This window comes from Paenibacillus sp. Y280 (assembly GCF_056786335.1).
In genome coordinates this window covers 247,510-271,698 of the sequence record NZ_JBXCIW010000002.1, presented here as the reverse complement: position 1 = coordinate 271,698, position 24,189 = coordinate 247,510, and the positions used below count along the sequence as shown (strand labels likewise).

The window sequence follows — 24,189 nt, the reverse complement described above, 5'->3', positions numbered from 1 at the left end:
TTAAATAAAATGAATGGAGGTGACGGTACATGGCAGCATTTGAGAGCTTATCAAGTCGGCTTCAAAATGTGTTCAGCAAGCTGAGGGGCAAAGGCAAGGTTTCCGAGGAAGATGTTAGCGAAGCAATGCGCGAGGTGCGATTGGCGCTTCTCGAGGCGGACGTTAACTTCAAGGTCGTGAAGGACTTTATCGCGAAAGTGAAGGAACGGGCAATCGGCCTCGATGTTTCAAAGAGCTTTACACCCGGCATGGTCGTCATCGATATCGTAAATAAAGAGCTGACCGAGCTTATGGGCGGCACGCAGAGCAAGCTGGTGAAGGCGAACAAGCCGCCAACAGTCATTATGATGGCGGGCTTGCAGGGTGCCGGTAAGACAACGACGTCAGGCAAGCTGGCTAAGCTGCTTCAGAAGAGCAACAATAAACCGCTTCTTATCGCGTGTGATATTTATCGTCCCGCTGCGATCAAGCAGCTTCAGGTACTCGGTGAGCAAATCAATGCGCCGGTCTTTTCCTTGGGCGATCAGACATCGCCTGTAGAGATTGCGCGCGCTGGACTCCAGCATGCCAAAGAGAACGGCAATGATTATGTCATTATCGATACCGCGGGGCGCTTGCACATCGACGAAGAGCTGATGGAAGAGCTCAAGCAAATTCATCAAGTTACGAAGCCGGACGAAGTGCTGCTCGTCGTTGATGCAATGACTGGGCAGGATGCGGTTAACGTAGCCCAAAGCTTCCACGAACAGCTCGCTTTAACGGGCGTTGTACTGACGAAGCTTGATGGCGATACCCGCGGCGGCGCGGCGCTTTCGGTTAAGGCTGTAACAGGCTGCCCGATTAAATTCGCGGCGATGGGTGAGAAGATCGACTCCTTGGAGCCGTTCCATCCGGAGCGTATGGCTTCCCGAATTCTCGGCATGGGCGATATGCTCTCTCTGATCGAGAAGGCGCAGTCGAACATCGATGCGGAGAAAGCGAAGGAAATGGAACGTAAAATGCGTACAGCAGAATTTACGTTCGATGATTTCCTTGAGCAGATGGAGCAGGTTCGCAATCTTGGTCCGCTCGATCAAATTATGGATATGCTGCCCGGCATGAACAAGATGAAGGGCATGAAGGATATGAAGGTCGACGAGAAGCAAATCGGCCGAGTCGAGGCGATTGTCCGCTCCATGACGAAAGAGGAGAAGCAAAAGCCCGAGCTGCTTAATCACAGCCGTCGCAAACGTGTAGCTGCTGGCAGCGGCACGACGATCGTAGAGGTTAACCGCCTCATTAAGCAGTTTGACGACATGAAGAAAATGATGAAGCAATTCTCATCAATGATGGGGCCGAAAGGACCGAAGGGCGGCAAGAAAGGCCTGAAGGGCATGCTCGGCAAAAATATGAAGTTCCCGTTTTAATCGCAGTTTACTCTTTGAAGGAGGTGAATTTTCATGGCAGTACGTATTCGTTTGAAAAGAATTGGTGCTCACAAAGCTCCATTCTACCGCGTAGTAGTATCGGATTCCCGTTCGCCGCGTGACGGACGTTTTATCGAAGAGATCGGCACTTATAACCCGGTTGCACAACCGGCTCAAGTTAAGATCGATGAAGAGAAAGCGTTGAAATGGCTGCAAACAGGAGCGCAAGCTTCTGATACAGTTCGTGACTTGCTTTCCAAAGCTGGTGTTCTTAAAAAGTTCCATGAGCTTAAGCAACAGAAATAACTGTTGAACAGCGGAGGGCCTTGAGATGAAAGAATTGATTCTTGTCATAGCGAAGGCATTGGTTGATCATCCTGAACAGGTGCAAATCAATGTGAGGGATGATGACCGTGGCACGATATACGAGCTTTCGGTTCACCCCGAGGATATCGGTAAAATCATCGGTAAACAGGGACGCATTGCGAAAGCGATGCGTACGGTAGTGACATCTGCTTCCGTCAAATCGCAAAAGCGCGTCATCGTCGACATTATGTCATGATGCACGTATTGGAAGAGAGAAGGTTAGGATGCATGTCCTAGCCTTTTTTTTAATAGGCAGCTATTTCAAGACACTGCGCATATCCAAACGGCTTCGTTCTCCAACGTGGAACGATGCCGTTTTTGCATGTATAATAGGAAGATACACATATGAAGGGCTGGTTGTAATGAGCGAAAAATGGTTTACAGTCGGGAAGGTTGTTAATACTCACGGTATTCGCGGAGAGCTGAAAATACTATCGCAAACGGATTTTGCGGATGTTCGATTCGCAGCCGGAAGCAAGCTGCTCATGCTGAACGAGGAAAGCGGAGCAAAGCTTGAAGTGAAGGTCGTTAGCGCTCGTGAGAACAAAAACGTATACATACTGAAGCTTGAAGGCTTCACTGATATTAATCAGGTAGAGAAATATAAGGGCTGGGTGCTCAAGGTGTCCGAAGCCAATTTGGTTGATCTAGACGAAGGCGAGTATTATTACCACGAAATCATTAGCTGCCGAGTCGTTACAGAAGAAGGCGAAGAGCTGGGCACCATTTCGGAAATATTAAGTCCCGGCGCAAATGATGTATGGGTGGTTGATCGTCCGAAAGGCTCTGGCAAGCAGCTGCTATTGCCTGTTATCGATGATGTCCTGATCAGCGTCAATACGATAGAGAAAATCGTAACGGTCCGGTTGATGGAAGGATTGATTTAACCGATGAAAATAGATGTGTTAACGCTGTTTCCTGAAATGTTTGACGGTGTGTTTAATGCCAGTATTTTAGGGAAAGCGAAGGAGAAAGGGATCGTTACCCCTCAAGCGATCAACTTTAGAGCTTATTCGGGCAATAAGCATAATACGGTGGACGATTATCCATACGGAGGCGGAGGCGGCATGGTGCTCAAACCAGAGCCGGTTTTTGCAGCTGTTGAAGATCTAAAGCTGGATGACAACATGAAGCCGCGCGTCATCTTGCTGTGCCCGCAGGGTGCTCAGTTTACGCAGCAGAAGGCGGAGGAGCTTGCAAAGGAGCAGCATCTGGTTCTCATATGCGGACATTATGAAGGCTATGACGAGCGAATCCGCGAGCATCTCGTAACGGACGAGCTTTCCATCGGCGATTATGTTCTAACTGGCGGCGAAATTCCGGCAATGGTGCTTATCGACAGCGTGGTGAGATTGCTTCCGGGCGTGTTAGGCAACGAGACTTCTGCTGTAACAGACTCTTACAGCACGGGCTTGCTCGAGCATCCGCATTATACGCGACCTGCTGAGTTTCGCGGCTGGCCGGTTCCGGATGTCCTTATTTCCGGCCACCATGCGAATATTGAGGTGTGGCGGCGCGAGCAATCGCTGCTGCGGACGCTGCAGCGCCGTCCTGACCTGCTGAGAAGCGCAGCGCTTACAGATAAGGAACGGAAGTGGATCGCTGCACAGCTGAAGCAGGAGCCTAACAAAGCTGGCAAATAAGAGCAGCCTAAGTAAGAAACAAAGCCGCAACGGATTCCGTTGCGGCTTTCTATATATAGTTGAGTGAGATTATGGCGTATAAAAATTTTGGGTATAATAGACATTATAGCTTCCTCCAACGGCAACGCCTGTGCCAAGCTTGGTAAGCTTGCTGTCGAGCAGTGTTTCGCGATGCCCATCTTTGGAATTAATCCATCCGTAGTGTGTAAAGATGCTGTCTTGGTACCCGGCGGCGATATTCTCTGCTGCGGAGTGGTATTTGACACCCTTCGCCTTCATGCGATCAAAGGGAGAAGAGCCGTCCGGATTTGTGTGATTAAAAAAGCTTCGCTTACTCATATCGCCGCTATGGCTATTAGCAGAGGCGGCAGCGAGCTTGTCCCACTCAAGGATTGGGATGCCGCGTACAGCACGTTCCGCATTTGCCAGATCAAATAGCTGCAATTCAAACGCGGCTGCAAGCTTGCTCGTATAGGATGCTTTTATTGGATTGGAAACGGCCAGATTCATACGCAACATGCCGGCAATTTTGTTTCCGTCTTGTCGGTCGATGAAAAGGGTCGTACGTTCGCTGCCGGTTGTAAAGGCATAATAGTTCTCATTCGTCTCGGCGTTTACAGCTTGACTAACAAGCTTCTTTGCCTCTGTAATTGATTGACCGATATGAATTCCGTCCGAGCTCGCCCAGCTGTCGCCGTCATTTGCGAAGAGCGCCATAATACGATCATTTTGAACGCCAAACATCATGTAATGCTTGTAGTTGCTGTTGTAGACATGCCAAGAAAAACCATATTCGCTAGCATCGATACGTGCAGGTTTTCCATGCGTCTTTTGGAGCTGCTGAAGCGTGTCGTTTAGAGCAATTCCTCCAAGCGAGTTAACCAATTTCGGAATTTTCGCTTTAGATAGAGTGCTTGAATGCTGCTTGAGATTGTAGAAGAAGGTTAGCGCCTCTGCACGGGTAAGCTTGCCGTCCGGGATAAAGCCGCTTACGGTTGCGGATGTACGGCCATTGGATATTTTCTCATTCAGCAGCCATTGAACAGCGCTTTGCTCTGTATAGGCTTTGCCGCTGGCAGCGGAAGCAAGAAGCATTGCAGCCTGTCCGCGACGAAGTTCACTATTTTGCAGTGAATTGATTACAGGCCACCCAAGACGATTGGCATAATCATAATAGGGCTTGAACCATGCGCTGCTGCTTGAGGGAGATTCGGTAACAAGGCCGTATGCTCGGAGCAGCATGGCTAGAAACTCAGCTTCATTAACAAGCTTGTCAGGCTTAAAGGAGCCGTCGCCATAACCTTGCGTTAGATTTTGTTCAATCGCCCATGATATGTAGACGCCCGCCCAATGTTCTTTTGTGTCCTTGAAGACCAAAGACTCGGCGCTTGCGCGAGTAGGCACTGACAGGGCTAAAAACAAAAGTACTGCAATAATCCCCCCTTTTTTTATGGTAAAATATTGTTTTTTATCGGGAATCAAATTATTCACCTCTTTTTGTCGGTATGTGTCATTATTTAGTATACATGAATAGTGAATAAAAAAAGCATATTGTATTATTAGGCTGGCTGTGGTAAAATTTCTAATGTTGTTCGTAAAGTCGGACGGTCCGCTATAAGCGATGAACCGGTTCAGAGGAACTCGGTGAGCTTATAAGAACGTCTATGGTGGAAGGAGTGAATCAAATGAATCTTTTGCAAACTATTGCGCAAGAAAACCTGCGCCAAGGTCTACCGAACTTTCGTCCTGGTGACACGCTAAAAGTTCATGTAAAAGTTATCGAGGGAACTCGTGAGCGTATCCAATTGTTCGAAGGCGTTGTAATCAAACGTCGCGGCGGTGGAATCAGCGAAACTTTTACAGTGCGTAAAATTTCCTACGGTGTAGGTGTGGAAAGAACTTTCCCGCTTAACTCGCCTAAAATCGAAAAAATCGAAGTGGCTCGTCGTGGTAAAGTACGTCGCGCGAAATTGTACTACCTACGTAGTCTTCGCGGAAAAGCTGCTCGTATTAAAGAAATTCGTTAAGAACAAACGACAAGAGGGGCTTGCGCAAACAAGCTCCTTTTCGTTTTTTCTCAAAGGTCATTTACATATTACAGCATATGGAAGAAGGCGGGCAAAGTGGACTCACAGCAGCGTAATGACGGGCTGGACAACGGGAATGATAATGAATTGAAAGATACGCCAAATCATACAGACTTTCAGCAAAAATTACCAGACCGTGCCGTGGCCCACGGATCCGGCTCAGGCAATCAGGGTGGTGCGTACAAGGAAATCGTGGAATGGATCAAAGCTTTAGTCATTGCGGTCGTTCTCGTATTTCTTATTCGCCAATTTTTATTTTCACCGTTTATTGTAGACGGAGATTCTATGCTGCCTAACTTCGAGACGGGCGAACGGTTAATTGTAAATAAAATTTTATATAAGGTCCGCGATCCGAAGTTTGGAGAGGTAGTTGTATTTGACGTTCCGGAGCAAGACCGCAAATTCATTAAACGGGTGATTGGCGTTCCGGGCGATACGATTAGACTCGAAGGCGATGACCTTTATATCAATGATAATAAAATCGATGAGCCTTATATTAAAGAAGCGATCGAGGAAGCACATGCGAGTGGCAAGCTGTACAATGGCGACGGACCAAATTTCCCGAATGCCGAAGTGCCTGAAATGACGGTTCCGGAAGGCATGATATTTGCTCTTGGCGACAATCGCAGCGACAGCACGGACAGCCGAATAATCGGCTTTGTAACGGATAAAGAAATAGTTGGGCGGGCTGATATTATTTTTTGGCCGCTGGACAAGCTAGATATTATTAAGCACTGGACAAAATGAGGTGAGTAAATGGCCATTCAATGGTTTCCGGGTCATATGACCCGGGCGAAGCGGCAAATACAAGACAAGCTCAAACTAATCGATCTTGCCATCGAACTATTGGATGCTCGGGTACCGCTTTCGAGCCGCAATCCGATGATTGAGGAAATTTTGAACGGCAAGCCAAGACTGATCGTCTTGAACAAATCCGATTTGGCTGATCCGAAGACGACCGAGCAATGGATGGCTTACTTCCGAAGCGAAGGCCATGAATCGATTGCAATCGATTCCTCGACGGGAACTCGTGTCAATGAGGTTCCGCTAAAGGCGAAGCAGATTTTGCATGACAAAATAGCGCGTCAAATCGCCAAAGGAATAAATCCGCGCGCAATTCGCGGGCTTATCGTCGGCATACCGAACGTTGGAAAGTCTACGCTGATCAATAAGCTGGCTGGACGAGCGATTGCTTTAACGGGCGACCGTCCAGGCGTAACAAAGGGTCAGCAGTGGATTAAGATCGGAACGGAAATGGAGCTGCTTGATACGCCGGGTATTTTGTGGCCGAAGTTTGAGGATGAGCTGGTCGGCTACCGCCTTGCGATGACAGGCGCGATAAGAGAGCAGATTTTGAACGTTGACGATATCGCCTTTTTTGCGATGCGTGAGCTGGTGGATCGGTACTGGCCGAACATGAAGGAGCGGTATGAGCTTGATACGCCTCCGAAGGATGTTTCCGATTCGGATGAAATCGTACGAGTAATGGAGGATATCGGACGTCGGAGAGGTTGTCTGCTTAGCGGCGGTCGCGTCGATTTGGAGAAGACGTCAGGCATCATTTTACGTGATTTGCGTGCAGGCAAGCTTGGACGCATCACGCTGGAAGCTCCACCTTATTGATGTGAAACGGGGGAACGTAACGTGCTGCAATATGAACAGTCGTTATGGCAAGATGGCTACATGGCGATTGCTGGAGTGGATGAGGTAGGACGAGGCTGCTTGTTCGGAGATGTTGTGGCAGCAGCTGTTATTTTGCCGCCAGGACTCGTGATTGAGGGAGTCAATGATTCCAAGAAGCTGTCCGAGAAGAAGCGGGATCAGCTATATGATATTATTTTGCAGGAATGCGTGGCTTGGTCTGCTGCTCGTGTCGACGCGGAAACGATTGACCGCATCAATATTAAGCAGGCGGCTAGGCTTGCGATGAAGTATGCTGTGGAATCCTTGCAGGTTCCTTCCGATTATTTGCTTATCGACGCGGAGAAGGTGGACGTATCACTGCCTCAGCAGTCGATAATCAAAGGGGATGCAACGAGCCAGTCTATCGCCGCGGCATCGATCGTTGCCAAGGTTACTCGCGATAGGCTTTGCGCGGAACAATGGGAGCAGGAGTATCCAGAGTATGGGCTCGCTGTACATAAAGGCTACGCGACGAAGCTGCACCGCGAGCGATTGCTTGAGAAAGGGCCAAGCCCTTTGCATCGCAGATCGTTTCTCGGCAACTTGTTTTCGGAGGAGCAGCTCGTGCTCTTCTAAAGAAATAGCTTCTGAAAAATAAGGAGCAATAACGCTTGATTGATGGTACGAGGCAGAGGAATGCCTCGTGTATTGATCAGGCGTTTTTTCGTTTTAAACATGTTTTTGGCTGCTATCGCTTCATGCTGGATGAATTGCGACCGATATATGGTTTATAGGTTCAACAGAGTCGTGTGACGATAGAAAGCAGAACGATAAGCGCGTACGTAGAAACGCTCAGATAGGCGCTAGCGCAGCGGAGGCGAATGAACAGTGAATATTAGTCAAATGATGCGAAGCTTCCTAGGAGAAGCGTCAAGCACGGATACGCGGGCGATGGAGCTTAAGGTGGGACAGGTCGTGCGGGGCGTCATTCTTCAGGTGATGGAAAATAATGAAGCGCTCGTTCAAATAAACGGCGTGCAGGTGCGTGCGAAGCTTGAGGCTCCCCTTCAAGTAGGGCAAACAGCCATGCTTCAGGTACAGCCGCAATCAAGCGGTGCGCTTGTGACGTTGAAGCAGGTTGAGCCCGGTGCAGTGGGGCTGCCAGAGGACACATTCAAGGAATGGGCAAAGCAGCTCGCACTGCCTGAGCAGAAATGGGCGGCGCATATTGTAAAGGATTTGCGCAAAGAAGGCGTCATTCTAAACCGCGAGGTAGCGCAAGCCTTCCAGCATGCCGCAGCCGCGATGCCGGCAGGCGGGGATGCTGAGCAATGGATGCAGGCTGCCGCGGCTACATTTAAACGGGGCTTGCCCATGACAGGCGCAACAATAGGCGCGATGCAGCAGGTTATGTTCGGACGCAGCGCGCATGAGCTGCTAGAAACGATGCAGCAGCAGCTTGCCGAGTTTACAAGCGGCGATATAGACGGCGGAGAGGCACAAGCGAAGCCATTGATACAAGCGGCTGCACGAGTGCAAGCGCTGCTGACAGAAGGCATGGAGCTGCTTCGGGCCGCTTCAAATGAGAGCGAGCTTGTAAGCATGTCAGGAATCGGAACGAAAGAGACTGCAGCTGCTGCAAAAACACAGCCTGCACAAATGATTAGAACGGAACTGCTGCCGCAAGGGCAGTCCCTTGCAGGCGGACTTGCATCAGCCGAAGAGGGATCGGCTGATCAAGCGACACCACAAGCGGGCAAAGCTGCTGCTCAGCCGAATTGGCTCGGGCAGATGATGAAATGGATGGGCGTGGACCACGAACAGCAGCTGGCTAAGGCAATTATAGCGGCGACGGATACGTCCGCGAGCCAGACGACAACAGCGCCACAGCCGACTCAAGCAGATGAGGCTGCGGTTGCAGTGAAGCCTGCAGCGGCTGCTCAGCCTCAGCCCGCCCCGCAGACAGGTCAAACCGTTGAATTGACTAGCAAGGAAACGCCTTCAACGAGCGTACCTCCTCAAGGAAGCACGGACGATCTGGATGAGCAGCCGTCGATAAGACATCATGATTCGAAGCATAGTGTCGAGCGGACAGCAGCAGCCATCATATCAGCAATAGCGGACGGTATTCCCGTTTCAGATCATACTATGCCTGCACAGCAGGAGTCATTAAAAAGCGCGCTGCTTGCGTTAGTTTCTTCCGATCAAACTCCGCCAGCCATTAAAGAAACCGCGCAGCAGCTCGTTCAGCAAATTACGGGACAACAGCTTTTGCTGACGCCGGAGCGCAACAGCTCCGTGCTAACACATGTAACGATGTTTATTCCGCTTAATAGTCCGGATGGCAAACAGACCGCTTCGGTTCATATCCAGACAAGAAGAGGACGAAAGGGAGAGTTGGATTCATCCAACTGCAGGCTGCTGTTCCATTTGTCTATGAATACATTAGGAGACACGATGGTAGACGTTAATGTGATGGACAAAATCGTTAGCTTGAATCTATGGAATGATCATCCTGCCATTTCCATGCTGGCTGAGTCTTCCCGGAGCGAAATTGCGAGCAGCCTTCAGCAAGCCGGCTTTCAGCTGCTTTCTCTTCGCACTACGCCTTTGCCAAAAGCAGGCGCTCAGGCGCCTGAGGAAGCGGCAGCTGCAGCAAAGAGTCTTCAAGTGCCGGATATGACCGCTTTTTCCTCCAATCGTTACAAAGGAGTCGATTATCGCATATGAGCAGCGATCCAGCGAACGATCAGCCCAAACTAAAAATTAATAAGGCTGTAGCATTAAAATACGAGCCAGGTGAACGTTCAGCACCGGTTTTGGTAGCCAAGGGAAAAGGTCATATAGCCGACCTCATACTAGAGAAAGCGAAGGAAAACGGCATACCTGTCCAAGAGGACTCTTCGCTTGTTGAAGTGCTCTCGAAGCTTGATGTCGATCAGGAGATTCCGCCAGAGCTCTATACGCTCGTTGCAGAGATATTAAGCTTCGTTTATCGCTCTGACCGTAAAGCGAGGGATATGAAAAATGGTTGATCGCAAAAGCGAGAGCGAGCGTACTCCGATTGAAAAAGAGAAGCGAGACACCAGAAGGCAGACGGGCATGATTGGCGAAGCGGCCGCATACGACTACTTGATTCAGAATAGCTATTCCATTCTCGAGCGCAATTGGCGCTGCCGCAGCGGCGAGATCGATATTATCGCGGAGCAAGCAGGAAGGCTTATATTTGTTGAGGTTCGGACAAGGAAGATGGGCGGCAGATACGGCACAGCTGCCGAATCTGTAGACCTTCGCAAACAGCAAAAGGTGAGAAGTACGGCTCAGGTTTATTTGCGGAGCGCGGGACATTCTAATGCTGCCATTCGGTTTGATGTCATTGCTCTAACCATCAACCGAATGGATGAGACGGTCGTTGAATGCAAGCATTATGAGGGTGCTTTTTGAAGCATGCTTAAAAAGGGCTTTCCGCAAGGTAGTTAACCTAGAGGAAGGCCCTTTGCTAAGTGTTTACGGGTGCTGTCTATCAAGACCGCGATATTGAATAGCTTCAGCTACATGCTCCACTGAAATCGATTCGCTGGCCTCAAGATCGGCAATGGTTCGGGCAAGCTTCAGCATGCGATCATACGCACGCATGCTGATGCCTAGCGCATCAAAGGCATGCTCCAACAGGCGGACTGCATCGGGCTTAATATTTACTGATTTACGGAGGGCAGCTCCCGTTAATTCGACCTTTCGTTTAGAACCGTAATCAGCGATTCGGGCATTTTGAAAAACGATTGCATCTCTAACAAGTGCCTTCATCTGAGCGGTGTTCAACGATGGGCCAGAGGCGGCATTATCGAGCGAAATCGGACGTGGCACCTCCAGCTGCAAATCGATGCGGTCGAGCAATGGGCCGGATATTTTGGATCGATACCTGCTAATAATGCTCGAGCTGCAGGTACAGCGCTTATCTCCGTATTCATGACCGTAATAGCCGCAAGGACACGGATTGTAAGAAGCGGCGAGCATAATGCTGGCGGGAAACTGGAACACGGCTTTGGAGCGGGATATCGTGACGATTCGGTCCTCTAGCGGCTGTCTAAGAACCTCCAGCACCTGCCTAGGAAACTCCGGCAATTCATCAAGGAAAAGGACGCCGCGATGTGCAAGGGTGACTTCTCCGGGCTTCGGTATAGAACCGCCGCCGATCAATCCGCCTGAGGAAATCGTATGATGTGGAGCACGGAAGGGAGGCTGCGTAAGGAGGCCATGAGAGCTGCTCGGCAGCTTGCCTGCCACGCTGTAAATTTTCGTTACCTCAAGCGCTTCCTCCTCATTTAGAGACGGCAAAATGCCTGGCAGCCTTCGGATCATCATTGTTTTACCCGTGCCTGGAGGCCCGCTCAGCAAAATATTATGTTTGCCGGCGGCAGCGATGAGCATCGCGCGTTTGGCCTGATGCTGACCGATGACGTCTCCGTAATCGCCGGTATTATCCTGACTATCCAAGGCAGCAGTAGAACTGCTCTGATTATAGATGGGATCATTAGCGTGAATGACGCGAATATGCTCCCAGCCTTCTTGTTTCTTTTTGTATAAATCCAGCTCATTCAAATGACTTAAAGCAAACAGCTCCATCCCAGATATCCAGCTTGCTTCCTTAACGTTTCCGATTGGCAGCAAGACACGAGTAAGCCCAAGTCGCTTTGCTTGTTCAAGCATCGCCAAAACGCCTGCTACCGGACGAACGCTGCCATTTAGTGAAAGCTCGCCCAATAGGATCGTATTCTCGAAGAGAGCAGCGCTAATTTGGCCGCTTGCCGTCAAAATGCCAGCAGCAATTGCTAAATCAAACGAGGTCCCCTCTTTACGCAGGTCAGCCGGAGCCAAATTAACCGTAATTCGGTCCATCGGAAAGGTGAAGCCGCTGTTTTTGAGCGCTGCCCTTACTCGCTCGACTGACTCGCGGACGGCAGGATCAGGCAGGCCGACGACGCTTATCTGCGGCAATCCGCTTGCAATATCTACCTCAACCGATATCCCTTTGCCGTCAACGCCATATACGCTTGCACTCTGAATTAGACTAAACAAGACAAAAAGCACCCCCAAAATGATGGATGAAGGTGCTTCCTTACGATTCCGTTCACAGATATGAATTTGCCAATATCATAGTGGAGGCCGCTTCTTGTTGTCAATGTTTAAAATGTTTCGGGTAAAGAAAAGGAGTTTGGGTCATACTAGATGGCGTATTCAAAGCACCGTCAAATGGCCGCCGCAAAAGGTTTCACTCATTTAATCTCAATTTGAGATGAAACCCATATCAAAAAAGCCGTATTAATTATGTATTAAAATAAGGTAACGGATGGGGAAAGGTGCTACAATAATAGAGGTTTGTGTACATATGACTGATTTCAGTCTGTGAAATGGAGGATTTCAACAATGAATATCCATGAGTATCAAGGGAAAGCGGTCCTTAAACAGTATGGTGTCGTCGTACCAGAAGGTAAAGTAGCCTTCTCCGTAGACGAAGCTGTTGAAGCGGCTAAAGCGCTCGGAACACCGGTAGTTGTCGTGAAAGCACAAATTCACGCAGGTGGCCGTGGTAAAGCGGGCGGAGTTAAAGTAGCAAAAAGTATCGACGAGGTACGCGCATACGCTAGCGAAATTTTAGGCAAAGTGCTCGTAACGCATCAAACTGGCCCAGAGGGCAAAGAAGTAAAACGTCTTCTGATTGAGCAAGGCTGCGACATCAAAAAAGAATATTATATCGGCGCCGTATTAGACCGCGGTACGGGTCGCGTCGTTATAATGGCTTCGGAAGAGGGCGGCACTGAGATTGAAGAAGTTGCTGAGCACTCCCCGGAGAAAATTTTCAAAGAGATCGTTGATCCAGCTGTCGGCTTGCAAGCTTTCCAAGCGCGCAAATTGGCTTATGCAATCAACATCCCAAATGAGCTTGTTAACAAAACGGTTAAGTTCATGATCTCGCTCTACACAGCTTTCGTAGAGAAAGACGCTTCCATTGCAGAAATCAATCCGCTTGTCGTAACTGGCGACGGACAAGTTATTGCGCTTGATGCGAAGCTTAACTTCGATTCCAACGCTCTTTACCGTCACAAAGATATCGTTGAGCTGCGCGACCTGGAAGAAGAAGACGCAAAAGAAATTGAAGCGTCCAAATTCGACCTTAGCTACATTGCACTTGACGGCAACATCGGTTGCTTGGTTAACGGTGCAGGTCTTGCGATGGCGACAATGGATATTATCAAATATTACGGCGGCGACCCTGCCAACTTCCTAGACGTAGGGGGCGGTGCTACAGCTGAGAAGGTAACGGAAGCGTTCAAAATCATTTTGTCCGATGAGAAGGTTAAAGGTATTTTCGTTAACATTTTCGGCGGCATCATGCGTTGCGACGTCATTGCTAATGGTGTTGTCGAAGCAGCGAAGCAAGTCGGTCTTGACCGTCCGCTCGTTGTTCGTCTAGAAGGTACGAACGTAGACCTCGGCAAAAACATTTTGAAAGAATCGGGATTGAACATCGTGGCTGCGGATTCCATGGCGGACGGCGCGCAGAAGATTGTCGCTCTCGTGAAATAAGATAACTTGCTGTGCGGCAAGGCTGCATACGAATTCATTCAGGGGATGTGAGTTAAGAGTGAGCATTTTGGTCAATAAAGATACAAAAGTCATTACCCAAGGTATTACAGGCGCTACTGGCTTGTTCCATACCAAAGGCGGATTGGAATACGGCACGCAAATGGTAGGCGGCGTAACACCTGGCAAAGGTGGCACGAACGTTGACATTACACTTGATAACGGCACGCTCGTATCATTGCCTGTATTCAATACGGTTGCTGGGGCTAAAGCTGCTACTGGAGCTAACGCTTCGGTAATCTACGTTCCACCGGCATTCGCTGCCGATGCGATCATGGAAGCGGTTGACGCTGAATTGGATCTTGTCATCTGTATAACAGAAGGCATTCCGGTGCTTGATATGGTAAAAGTAAAACGTTACATGGACGGCAGCAAAACCGTTCTTATCGGACCTAACTGCCCAGGCGTTATTACGCCGGATGAGTGTAAAATCGGCATTATGCCTGGTTACATTCATACAGCTGGACATGTTGGCGTTATCTCTCGCTCAGGCACATTGACTTATGAAGCGGTTCATCAATTGACGACTCGCGGAATTGGACAATCATCTGCAGTAGGTATCGGCGGCGACCCTGTTAAAGGCTCCGAGTTTATCGATATCTTGAATCTCTTCAATGAAGATCCTGATACCTATGCGGTAATCATGATCGGTGAAATCGGCGGTACGGCAGAGGAAGAAGCTGCTGAGTGGATTAAAGCCAACATGAAAAAACCGGTTGTCGGCTTCATCGGCGGCGCGACAGCGCCTCCAGGCAAACGGATGGGACATGCAGGCGCAATCATTTCCGGCGGTAAAGGTACAGCTGCTGAAAAAATCGCAACGCTTGAAGCTTGCGGCATTAAAGTAGCTCCAACGCCATCTGAAATGGGTTCAACGCTTGTTAGCGTTCTTGAAGAGCAAGGCTTGCTAGAAAAATGCATTACGCGTAAATAATGAAATAGATCAAACAAGGTAAGCAACCTTTCGACTACCCGATAACGGGAGTTGGAAGGTTGCTTTTTTTGTTGCCGGTCGCCATTATTTTAAGGGTTGACTTGCATTCTTATGCTGTGTAACGCACAATAGATAAGAATGCAAGCCACCCCTATTGAAGAAGGGGTTGGACGAGGATGGAACAAAATATCGATATCCGCAGGCAAATGATTATGGCTTTGCATGAGATTCCCGGCATTGGATGGCATGCTATTCAGAAGGCCGTCCGGCATCAATTTTGGAATAAGCCATTATGGAGTATAGAGGATTTACTTGCGATTGGCTTGCATCGCGGCCAAGCAAACGCTGCGGCGGAGCGTTATGCTGAGCAGTCATGGATGCTTGCAGAGGACCGGGCTGAAGCAGTAACTAGATTGAACGCAGTTGCGCTAACGCCCTATGATTTGGCATATCCAGCTATTTTAAGGGAAATTGCTCAGCCGCCTTGGGTCTTATATGCAAAAGGCAGGTTAGAGCTGCTGCATCGACCCGCCATTGCGATTGTTGGAACGAGAGTGCCAACCGCATACGGCAGGCATTCGGCGGCTGCGCTTGCACAGGAGCTATCCTCCGAGGGCTTGACGGTCGTAAGCGGCTTAGCGAGAGGGATAGATAGCAAAGCTCATGAAGCTGCACTCTACGAAGCGGGAGGGACGATTGCCGTCCTTCCGACACCGATTGATAAGTGTTACCCGCCAGAGAATCTCTCTTTATTTCACAAAATCGCGGAGCATGGGTTGTTGGTCTCGGAAACCCCGATCGGTACTCCGCTGCATCCTGGTCAGTTCCCTCAGCGCAATCGGATTATCGCCGCCTTATCTGTCGGAACCGTTGTCGTGGAAGGCGCAACAAAGAGCGGCTCGCTTATAACCGCTCAGCATGCATCTGACATGTCGCGTGAGCTGTTCGCCATACCAGGTCCGATCTCATCGCCTAAGAGCGAGGGTCCAAATGAACTAATTAAGCGCGGCGAAGCTAAGCTGATAAGCAGCGCATATGACATTATCGATGAGCTGAAGTGGCTGCCAGCTGCATTAGAAGCTTACAAGGATGCAGAGAAAACAAGTGATCCCAAACAGAAGGAAGATGGCGCTCGACTAACACTGGAAGAGAGCAAATTGATCGCTTTTTTGAGAGATCAGCCATTATCTATCAATGAATTGCATGAGCTTTCGGCCATTCCGTTTGGACATTTGAACGCACTTCTGCTAAATTTATGTATAAAACGCAAAATTGAATTGCAGCCCGGATCAATATATATTGCTTTATAGCTTGCAATGGAGAGAGGAGGCGCCTTATATGGCAGATTCTTTAGTTATCGTCGAATCACCCGCAAAAGCCAAAACGATTGGCAAATATCTAGGCAGCAAATATATCGTTAAAGCTTCCATGGGTCATATTCGCGATTTGCCCAAAAGCCAGATCGGCGTCGAGGTTGATAATGATTTTAATCCAAAATACATAACGATACGCGGCAAAGGCAGCATCCTTAAGGAATTGAAGGATGCCAGCAAAAAAGTGAAACATGTCTTTCTAGCAGCCGATCCGGATCGCGAAGGAGAAGCGATTGCTTGGCATTTGGCACATTACTTGGAGCTGGATGAAACCGATACCTGCCGCGTAGTATTTAATGAGATAACGAAGCAAGCGGTTAAGGATGCTTTTAAAACGCCGCGCAAAATTAATATGGATCTTGTCAACGCACAGCAGGCGAGACGTATTTTGGATCGTTTGGTCGGTTACAAAATTAGCCCGCTGCTATGGAAAAAAGTGAAAAAGGGCTTGTCAGCCGGCAGGGTCCAGTCAGTTGCGGTTAAGCTTATTATTGATCGTGAAAATGAGATCGATGCCTTCGTGCCTGAAGAATACTGGTCGATCACTGCGAAGCTGAGTCATTCCGGAATCCCATTTGATGCTAAATATTATTCTATTAATGGAGAGAAGCGCGAGCTTGGCAAGGAAGCGGAAGTTCAGGAAGTACTCGCCGCGATGAAGGGCAGCAAATTTACCGTATCTGAAGTGAGAGAGAAGGAGCGCCTGCGCAATCCTGCGCCGCCGTTCATCACAAGCTCGCTTCAGCAGGAAGCGGCAAGGAAGCTCGGCTTCCGCGCTTCTAAGACGATGTCTGTCGCACAGCAGCTATACGAAGGCGTGGAGCTTGGCAAAGAAGGAACCGTTGGATTAATTACTTATATGAGAACGGACTCCACTCGTATATCGCCAATTGCGCAAGAGGAAGCAAAGGAATACATTACGGAAAAGTATGGTGCGCCATTCGTGCCTGAACAGCCGCGCGTTTATACGAAGAAAAACAGCAACGCGCAGGATGCGCATGAAGCGATCCGTCCAACATCCATTTTGCGTGATCCCGAAACGATGAAGCCTTTTCTCAGCCGCGATCAGTTTCGTTTATACAAGCTTGTATGGGAACGCTTCGTATCGAGCCAGATGCAATCTGCGGTTCTGGATACGATGACAGTTGATTTGCAAGCTGGCGAGACGGTGTTTAGAGCTACCGGTTCTAAAGTGAAGTTTGCAGGCTTCATGAAGGTATACGTAGAAGGCAATGATGACGGCACGGTTGAAGAGCATAAGTTTTTGCCTCCGCTCGCTGCGGGCGATGAGATCAGCTCGGAATCCGTTGATCCGAAGCAGCATTTCACACAGCCGCCGCCGCGGTTTACAGAGGCTCGGCTTGTGAAGACGCTTGAGGAGCTCGGTATAGGGCGTCCAAGTACGTACGCGCCTACGCTCGAGACGATTCAGAAGCGCGGTTATATTGCAATGGAAGAGAAAAAATTTATGCCAACGGAGCTTGGCGATCTCGTCATCCAGCTTATGGAGGAATTTTTCCCTGAAATTCTCGATGCCGAATTTACAGCCAACATGGAAGGCAACCTTGACCATGTGGAGGAAGGCACCGAGGACTGGGTAAAGGTTCTTGCTAATTTCTATGAATCATTCGAGAAGCGGCTGGAAGTAGCCGAGGATGAGATGAAGGAAATTGAGATACAAGATGAAGTTTCTGATGAGCTATGTGAGAAATGCGGACGTCACTTGGTCTACAAAATGGGGCGCTTCGGTAAATTTCTAGCATGCTCAGGCTTTCCTGAATGCCGCAATACGAAGCCGATCGTCAAGGACATCGGCGTAACTTGCCCGAAATGCGCCGAAGGCAAGATTATTGAGCGTCGGAGCAAGAAAGGCCGTATATTCTACGGCTGCGATCAATATCCTGGATGCGATTACGTATCGTGGGACAAACCAACGAATAAGCCTTGTCCGCAATGCGATTCCAAGCTCGTAGAGAAGCGCAATCGCAGCGGAGTGAAGCTGCTCTGCCCGACTTGCGACTATTCCGAAGAGGTTCTGGACGAAGATGAGCAAGGTACGGATACCGATTAATAAGTCATGTGATGTATTTAAAACGACATGACACAAGCATCGAGCATTAACTGCCTGCAAACGAAACGAATGATAACGCCGTACTCGTCCTCCCTCCAACAGGGAGGACACCGTTGTTAAACGGGCAGTTAAATCACTTTAAACCCTCCTAAACGATAGGAGGGTTTAACCAACGTTTATATGTTGCTGCCGTCGTATTTGATTATAATTGCGCAATTGGGATTTAGAGCTTTGACAAAAAAGCTAACAAATGATGAAACATGTCAACAATGGTTTTATTTCTAAATGACTATACAAACCGCGTATTACGAGGTTTTCGATGTATAAAGAGAATGATATTTTGAAAGGATTGAATACATTTTGTCACAACCACAAAAAGTAACCGTCATCGGAGCTGGACTAGCAGGAAGCGAGGCGGCTTGGCAAATTGCATCGCAGGGAGTGCCCGTCGTATTATATGAAATGCGTCCAGTCACGAAAACACCTGCACATCATACCAATCAATTTGCTGAGCTCGTCTGCAGCAACAGCCTGAGAGCAAACGGACTTGCCAATGCCGTAGGCGTCCTAAAGGAAGAAATGCGCCAGCTGGATTCGCTTATTTTGAGCTGCGCCGACTTGCATGCTGTTCCAGCAGGCGGAGCTCTTGCCGTTGACCGCGACGGATTCTCGGGAGAAGTTACGCGCAGACTGTATGAACACCCGTTGGTTGAGGTTCGCAATGAGGAAGTTACGGAAATTCCGAAGGATGGTATCGTTGTCATTGCAACTGGTCCACTAACGGCACCCGGCTTATCCTCCCAAATTCAAGAGCTGCTTGGCGAGGAGTATTTTTATTTCTATGATGCTGCCGCTCCGATCGTTGAAAAAGATTCAATCGATATGAATAAGGTTTATTTAGCTTCCAGGTATGACAAAGGGGAAGCAGCCTATTTGAACTGTCCGATGACAGAAGAGGAATTTGAAATTTTCCATGAGGCGCTGACGACAGCTGAGAAAGCTGAAGTTAAAGATTTTGAGAAGGAAGTTTACTTTGAGGGCTGCATGCCAATTGAAGTAATGGCAAGCAGAGGCAAGCAGACGGTGCTGTTCGGACCAATGAAGCCTGTAGGCCTAGTTAATCCGCATACTGGCAAGCTGCCGCATGCGGTTATTCAGCTTCGCCAAGATAACGCCGCAGGTACTTTATATAATTTGGTCGGCTTCCAAACTCACCTGAAGTGGGGCGAGCAGAAGCGTGTATTCTCGCTAATTCCAGGACTTGAGAACGCGGAGTTTGTCCGGTTCGGTGTGATGCATCGAAATACCTTTATCAATTCGCCGCGTCTGCTTAAGCCGACGTACCAGCTTAACAATCGCGACACCCTGTTCTTCGCGGGTCAAATGACTGGGGTTGAAGGCTATGTGGAATCGGCGGCATCTGGATTAATCGCTGGTATTAATGCTGCTAAGCTAGCCCGCGGCCTTGAGCCGGTAGTTCTGCCCGAGCATACAACGCTTGGAAGTATGGCTAACTATATTACGACTGCAGATTTTAAGCATTTTCAGCCGATGAATGCTAATTTTGGTTTGTTCCCGCCGCTGGAGAAGAAGATTCGCAGCAAGAAAGAAAAGAACGAAATGATTGCAAATCGGGCGCTTGAAGGCATTGAGCAATTTAAACGGGAACATTTGCAATAGTATTTCGTAATGATGACATGGCATTCTATTTTCAATATGGAACCTTGAGGAGGCAACGCAATGGAAATGCAATTTCACGCAACGACTATTTGTGCAGTTCGGCATGAAGGGAAAGGCGCGATTGCCGGAGACGGACAGGTAACTTTCGGGAACAGCATGGTCATGAAAAATACAGCGAAAAAAGTGAGAAGGCTTTACCGTGGTCAAGTTGTCGCAGGCTTTGCAGGCTCGGTTGCAGACGCTATCACTTTGTTCGAGAAATTTGAGGCAAAGCTGGAGGAGCATCATGGCAATTTGCAGCGTTCAGCTGTTGAGCTTGCTAAGGAATGGCGCTCGGATCGCGTGCTGCGCAGGCTAGAGGCTATGATGCTGGTGATGGACAAAACCGGATTGCTGCTTATTTCGGGCAATGGCGAGATTATCGAGCCTGATGATGGCATTTTAGCGATTGGCTCGGGCGGCAGCTTCGCATTGTCGGCTGCTAGAGCGCTAAAGCGCCATGCGCCTCAGATGGGTGCAAAGGATATTGCGCGTTCGTCGCTAGAGATCGCTTCTGAAATATGCGTCTTCACGAATAGTAATATTATCGTAGAAGAAATCGAATAAATTTAAATGTGCAATAAATTGACATGTGCTGCTTTGCTTGGAATAGATGAATTTGCTTCGGAAAGTCATAGCGAAGAATAGATATCGGAGGGATTTTATAATGGGAAATGATGCACTGACGCCGCGTCAGATCGTAGCGGAGCTTGATAAATATATCGTTGGACAAAAGCCGGCTAAACGTTCAGTAGCCATTGCTCTTCGCAATCGTTACCGTAGAAGTTTGCTCGATGAAACGCTGCGCGATGAAATCGTTCCGAAAAATATTTTAATGATTGGACCAACCGGAGTCGGTAAGACGGAAATCGCTCGCCGTTTGGCGAAGCTGGTCAAAGCCCCTTTTGTAAAGCTAGAAGCGACAAAATTTACGGAAGTAGGCTATGTCGGCCGCGATGTTGAATCGATGGTTCGCGACCTAATTGAAACGTCGATACGTATGGTAAAAACCGAAAAAACAGAAAAGGTTAAAGATCGCGCCGAGAAGCTCGCTAACGAGCGGATCGTAGCTTTGCTGGCACCTTCTGCTGCGAAGGCCAAGTCCTCCAAAAATCCATTTGAGATGCTCTTTGGCAATCAACAGCAAGCGGATGAACCGAAGGAAGCGCCTGAGGTAGAGAATGAGCTCTACCAAAAACGATCACAACTCAAAGAGCAGCTGGCCGCAGGCAAGCTTGAAAATGAAGTGATCGAGATCGAGGTTGAGGATTCCTCTCCGAATATGATGGATATGCTATCCGGCCAGGGACCTGAGGGCATGGGTATGAATATGCAGGAGCTAATCGGACAGCTTATGCCGAAGAAGCCTAAGAAACGCAAGCTGCCAATTAAGGAAGCTCGCAAGGTGTTGACGCAAGAGGAAGCGAATAAGCTGATCGACATGGATGATGTTATATCGGAATCGATAACGCGAGCTGAACAATCAGGCATTATTTTCATAGATGAGATTGATAAGATCGCGAGCCCTTCACGCGGTTCAGGCCCGGATGTTTCCAGAGAGGGCGTTCAACGGGATATATTGCCAATCGTTGAGGGTTCAACGGTCATGACGAAGTATGGCCCTGTCAAAACGGATTATGTGCTGTTTATTGCTGCAGGGGCATTCCATGTCGCGAAGCCTTCTGATCTGATTCCAGAGCTTCAGGGACGGTTCCCTATTCGGGTCGAGTTGACGAGCCTAAGCTTGGATGATTTTGTAAGCATATTGAAGGAGCCTAAAAATGCTTTAACGAAGCAATATGCAGCGCTGCTTGAGACAGAGGGCATTCAAATCGAGTTTTCGGATGAAGCGATTCACGAGCTGGCATCAATCGCGGCTGACGTAAACCGGAATACCGAAAATATTGGCGCACGCCGACTGCATACGATTTTGGAGAAGCTGCTGGAGGATCTTTCGTTCGAAGCGCCTGAGCTGTCACTCGAGAAAATGACGATTACACCGGAATATGTACGGGAAAAGCTGGGAAGCATTGCACAAAATCGCGATTTGAGTCAATATATACTGTAGTTGTTATGAGTTTTGGGAGGCAATAGAATGACTTTACTTACAAAGACAAGAACGCTAAACCGATTGCTGCAACGTGCTGCCGGCAAAGCGCTCAGCTTCAGGGAAATGGCAGAAGTGCTATGCACAACGATACAGACAAATGTGTTTGTCGTTAGTCGCAGAGGGAAAATACTTGGCTGTTCTGCTGTTGATGCATATGACCATGATTTTATGCGAACGTTATCGGCAGATGAGCTTCGTTTTCCGCAGGAGAGCAATGTCCGTTTTCTTGATATGCAAGAATCCATGACAAATGTCAGGCCTGATCCTGGCATCTATGAAACATTCCCTAGGCTCGGCGATCAAGAAATTATGACGGTCGTGCCAATCATCGGCGGGGGGGATCGTCTAGGAACTTTGGTGCTGACCCGCTTGTCAGGCACATTCGATGATGATGATCTTATTTTGGCTGAATATGGTTCTACGATTGTAGGCATGGAGATTTTGCGCGAGCGGACAGAGGAAATTGAGCAGGAGGTTCGCAGCCGTGCTGTCGTTGCCGTTGCGGTCGGATCTTTGTCGTTTAGTGAACTCGAGGCAGTGGAGCATATCTTTGAAGAGCTGGATGGTAAGGAAGGCCTGCTTGTCGCATCAAAAATCGCGGACAGAGCAGGCATAACACGTTCAGTTATTGTAAACGCGCTTCGCAAGCTGGAAAGTGCTGGAGTAATCGAGACTAGATCATTAGGGATGAAAGGCACATACATTAAAATCTTAAATCACCAACTGTTACAGGAATTGGATAAATTCAAGTCCTAATTATAGGACATTAAGACCATATTCGCCCTATCTTCTTACAAAGATAGGGCTTTTTTCTTATTGTTATATTTTAGGAAATTGTTGAATATTATCTTGTCGGCAAAAATCGACACAACCATCTCATTTTTTTAATTATTTACTGTCGAACAAAGAAGGATTGAGGATTAATCTGTTGAATACGTTATGATGATCTTCTATGTGAAAGTGGTGAAACTACGTGAATTTGTTGAATGGCGCTGCATTTGGAAGAATGGAAGGTGCGCTTCAAGCAGCTGAAATGCGTCAGCGCGTCATTTCTAACAATGTGGCCAACGGTGATACGCCGCATTTCAAACGGTCTGAGGTTGTGTTTGAGGAATTATTAGAACAATCGATGGGAAATCCGCAAGGACAATTGGTCGGCAAGCAAACGAATCAAAGGCATATTCCGATCGGATCAGGATCTTCTAATCTACCTATACCCAAACTTATTACCGATGAAACAACTTCGATGAACAACAATGAAAATAATGTTGATATCGACCGTGAAATGTCTTTGCTAGCCAAAAATCAATTAAGTTATAACTTGTATATCCAACAAATTAATCATGACTTTAGAATGATGCGCACAGCGATTGAAGGGAGATTCTAAAAGGTGAAGTTGTCAACAGGATTTGATATTAGTGCTTCCGCCTTATCGGCACAGCGTCTTAGAATGGATGTCATTTCTTCTAATATCGCTAATGCGGAAACGACACGCGGCAGTTTCGTAAACGGACAATTTCAGCCCTATAAACGGAAAATGGTCGTAATGGAGCCTATACAGCAGTCATTCTCAAGTGTGCTCTCTCAGCAATTGAGCGGTAACTCAGCTTCACAGGGCGTTAAGGTTTCGAGAATTAAGGAAGATCACTCGCCGAATAAGCTGATTTATAATCCGACGCATCCTGATGCTGATGCTAATGGCTATGTAAATATGCCTAATGTGGATGTTACGAAGGAAATGGTGGATATGATTGCGGCGACGCGTTCTTATGAAGCGAACGTAACAGCTCTGAATGCAACCAAATCCATGTTCATAAAGGCGCTCGAAATAGGGAAATAATTAGGTGTAAACATCATTTGAAGTATTGGAGGAATAATGTTGATTCAATCGATGTCGCTCGGTCCTGTTCAGCCTGCCAAACTCATTGAAACTCAATCGATTCAAGAAGCTACTCCGGCGCAATTAACACAATCTTTTGGACAGTTTTTGCAAACGGCTATTGATAATGTAAGCAATCAAGAGCAAGGCGTACATAAGCTCAATGACAAATACCTGATGGGTCAAGTGGATGTTACGAAGGTTCTGATTGCTTCCGAGCAATCGCAGCTCAGCTTGCAGCTTACCTCACAAATCCGCAACAAAGTAGTCGAGGCTTATCAGGAAATGATGCGGATGCAAATTTAATACAACTTTTGACCTAGCATAGTATTTGGG

At 48.2% G+C, this 24,189-nt stretch carries 25 protein-coding genes; 23 read left to right on the top strand and 2 right to left on the bottom strand.

All coding sequences use genetic code 11. The annotated features are described in order from the left end of the window. The first annotated feature begins 29 nt into the window (after nt 1-29). The 5 genes from ffh (at nt 30) to trmD (ending at nt 3,415) form a co-directional block, all read left to right on the top strand. Nucleotides 30-1,406: a signal recognition particle protein gene (gene ffh, locus AC1TPC_RS04005; RefSeq protein ID WP_482065568.1), complete on the top strand. Its 1,377-nt coding sequence runs from the start codon at nt 30-32 to the stop codon at nt 1,404-1,406. 33 nt (nt 1,407-1,439) lie between these two features. Further along, nucleotides 1,440-1,712, top strand: a complete 273-nt coding sequence (gene rpsP / locus AC1TPC_RS04000; protein ID WP_053375694.1) for a 30S ribosomal protein S16 — start codon at nt 1,440-1,442, stop codon at nt 1,710-1,712. A gap of 25 nt (nt 1,713-1,737) precedes the next feature. After that, nucleotides 1,738-1,968 (top strand): KH domain-containing protein, encoded by a 231-nt coding sequence (locus tag AC1TPC_RS03995; protein WP_482065567.1) that lies wholly within the window; start codon nt 1,738-1,740, stop codon nt 1,966-1,968. A 166-nt stretch (nt 1,969-2,134) separates the two neighbouring features. After that, nucleotides 2,135-2,659: a ribosome maturation factor RimM gene (gene rimM / locus AC1TPC_RS03990; protein WP_482065566.1), complete on the top strand. Its 525-nt coding sequence runs from the start codon at nt 2,135-2,137 to the stop codon at nt 2,657-2,659. A gap of 3 nt (nt 2,660-2,662) precedes the next feature. Beyond that, nucleotides 2,663-3,415: a tRNA (guanosine(37)-N1)-methyltransferase TrmD gene (trmD, locus tag AC1TPC_RS03985; protein WP_482065565.1), complete on the top strand. Its 753-nt coding sequence runs from the start codon at nt 2,663-2,665 to the stop codon at nt 3,413-3,415. A 69-nt stretch (nt 3,416-3,484) separates the two neighbouring features. Here the strand turns inward: trmD and AC1TPC_RS03980 are convergent, their stop codons facing one another. After that, nucleotides 3,485-4,897: a CAP-associated domain-containing protein gene (locus AC1TPC_RS03980; protein ID WP_482065564.1), complete on the bottom strand. Its 1,413-nt coding sequence runs from the start codon at nt 4,895-4,897 to the stop codon at nt 3,485-3,487. Nucleotides 4,898-5,100: 203 nt separating this feature from the next. On the opposite strand from AC1TPC_RS03980, the gene rplS reads away from it, so the two are divergent. The 7 genes from rplS to AC1TPC_RS03945 all read left to right on the top strand — a co-directional run bounded on the left by rplS (nt 5,101) and on the right by AC1TPC_RS03945 (nt 10,569). Continuing rightward, nucleotides 5,101-5,442, top strand: coding sequence for a 50S ribosomal protein L19 (gene rplS, locus AC1TPC_RS03975; RefSeq protein ID WP_053375699.1), 342 nt, complete (start codon nt 5,101-5,103; stop codon nt 5,440-5,442). 201 nt (nt 5,443-5,643) lie between these two features. Then, entirely contained in the window at nt 5,644-6,249 is a 606-nt protein-coding gene (gene lepB, locus AC1TPC_RS03970) for a signal peptidase I (RefSeq protein WP_482065663.1), read from the top strand. Between the two features lie 9 nt (nt 6,250-6,258). Then, the gene (gene ylqF / locus AC1TPC_RS03965; RefSeq protein WP_482065563.1) at nt 6,259-7,125 is read left to right on the top strand and encodes a ribosome biogenesis GTPase YlqF; all 867 of its coding nucleotides are present in this window, start codon (nt 6,259-6,261) and stop codon (nt 7,123-7,125) included. Nucleotides 7,126-7,146: 21 nt separating this feature from the next. After that, nucleotides 7,147-7,761, top strand: a complete 615-nt coding sequence (locus AC1TPC_RS03960) for a ribonuclease HII (RefSeq protein ID WP_482065562.1) — start codon at nt 7,147-7,149, stop codon at nt 7,759-7,761. Between the two features lie 252 nt (nt 7,762-8,013). After that, complete coding sequence (locus AC1TPC_RS03955; protein WP_482065561.1) at nt 8,014-9,855, top strand: hypothetical protein; 1,842 nt, start codon at nt 8,014-8,016, stop codon at nt 9,853-9,855. After that, nucleotides 9,852-10,160 carry an EscU/YscU/HrcU family type III secretion system export apparatus switch protein gene (locus tag AC1TPC_RS03950; RefSeq protein WP_482065560.1) on the top strand — a complete coding sequence of 103 codons (309 nt, stop codon included), beginning with the start codon at nt 9,852-9,854 and terminating at the stop codon, nt 10,158-10,160. The genes AC1TPC_RS03955 and AC1TPC_RS03950 overlap by 4 nt, the downstream gene beginning before the upstream one ends. Then, a complete protein-coding gene (locus tag AC1TPC_RS03945; protein ID WP_482065559.1) occupies nt 10,153-10,569 on the top strand; it encodes a YraN family protein in 417 nt (138 codons plus the stop codon). The genes AC1TPC_RS03950 and AC1TPC_RS03945 overlap by 8 nt, the downstream gene beginning before the upstream one ends. A gap of 63 nt (nt 10,570-10,632) precedes the next feature. Here AC1TPC_RS03945 and AC1TPC_RS03940 read toward each other — a convergent pair whose 3' ends face one another. After that, a complete protein-coding gene (locus tag AC1TPC_RS03940) occupies nt 10,633-12,201 on the bottom strand; it encodes a YifB family Mg chelatase-like AAA ATPase (RefSeq protein ID WP_482065558.1) in 1,569 nt (522 codons plus the stop codon). Between the two features lie 348 nt (nt 12,202-12,549). Here AC1TPC_RS03940 and sucC point away from each other — a divergent pair, with 348 nt between their 5' ends. The 11 genes from sucC to fliE all read left to right on the top strand — a co-directional run bounded on the left by sucC (nt 12,550) and on the right by fliE (nt 24,159). Continuing rightward, a complete protein-coding gene (gene sucC / locus AC1TPC_RS03935) occupies nt 12,550-13,710 on the top strand; it encodes an ADP-forming succinate--CoA ligase subunit beta (RefSeq protein ID WP_482065557.1) in 1,161 nt (386 codons plus the stop codon). 58 nt (nt 13,711-13,768) lie between these two features. Next, nucleotides 13,769-14,701, top strand: a complete 933-nt coding sequence (gene sucD, locus AC1TPC_RS03930) for a succinate--CoA ligase subunit alpha (protein ID WP_482065556.1) — start codon at nt 13,769-13,771, stop codon at nt 14,699-14,701. A 176-nt stretch (nt 14,702-14,877) separates the two neighbouring features. After that, the gene (gene dprA / locus AC1TPC_RS03925) at nt 14,878-16,011 is read left to right on the top strand and encodes a DNA-processing protein DprA (RefSeq protein WP_482065555.1); all 1,134 of its coding nucleotides are present in this window, start codon (nt 14,878-14,880) and stop codon (nt 16,009-16,011) included. A 28-nt stretch (nt 16,012-16,039) separates the two neighbouring features. Next, the gene (gene topA, locus AC1TPC_RS03920; RefSeq protein ID WP_482065554.1) at nt 16,040-18,145 is read left to right on the top strand and encodes a type I DNA topoisomerase; all 2,106 of its coding nucleotides are present in this window, start codon (nt 16,040-16,042) and stop codon (nt 18,143-18,145) included. 360 nt (nt 18,146-18,505) lie between these two features. Beyond that, nucleotides 18,506-19,825, top strand: coding sequence for an FADH(2)-oxidizing methylenetetrahydrofolate--tRNA-(uracil(54)-C(5))-methyltransferase TrmFO (gene trmFO, locus AC1TPC_RS03915; protein WP_482065553.1), 1,320 nt, complete (start codon nt 18,506-18,508; stop codon nt 19,823-19,825). Nucleotides 19,826-19,885: 60 nt separating this feature from the next. Further along, entirely contained in the window at nt 19,886-20,431 is a 546-nt protein-coding gene (hslV, locus tag AC1TPC_RS03910) for an ATP-dependent protease subunit HslV (RefSeq protein ID WP_482065552.1), read from the top strand. Nucleotides 20,432-20,531: 100 nt separating this feature from the next. Beyond that, entirely contained in the window at nt 20,532-21,932 is a 1,401-nt protein-coding gene (hslU, locus tag AC1TPC_RS03905; protein WP_482065551.1) for an ATP-dependent protease ATPase subunit HslU, read from the top strand. A gap of 27 nt (nt 21,933-21,959) precedes the next feature. Beyond that, nucleotides 21,960-22,730 (top strand): GTP-sensing pleiotropic transcriptional regulator CodY, encoded by a 771-nt coding sequence (gene codY, locus AC1TPC_RS03900; RefSeq protein ID WP_482065550.1) that lies wholly within the window; start codon nt 21,960-21,962, stop codon nt 22,728-22,730. A 217-nt stretch (nt 22,731-22,947) separates the two neighbouring features. Continuing rightward, nucleotides 22,948-23,361, top strand: coding sequence for a flagellar basal body rod protein FlgB (flgB, locus tag AC1TPC_RS03895; protein ID WP_482065549.1), 414 nt, complete (start codon nt 22,948-22,950; stop codon nt 23,359-23,361). A 3-nt stretch (nt 23,362-23,364) separates the two neighbouring features. After that, nucleotides 23,365-23,814 (top strand): flagellar basal body rod protein FlgC, encoded by a 450-nt coding sequence (gene flgC / locus AC1TPC_RS03890; RefSeq protein WP_482065548.1) that lies wholly within the window; start codon nt 23,365-23,367, stop codon nt 23,812-23,814. Nucleotides 23,815-23,853: 39 nt separating this feature from the next. Beyond that, the gene (fliE, locus tag AC1TPC_RS03885; protein ID WP_482065662.1) at nt 23,854-24,159 is read left to right on the top strand and encodes a flagellar hook-basal body complex protein FliE; all 306 of its coding nucleotides are present in this window, start codon (nt 23,854-23,856) and stop codon (nt 24,157-24,159) included. Nucleotides 24,160-24,189: the final 30 nt, after the last annotated feature.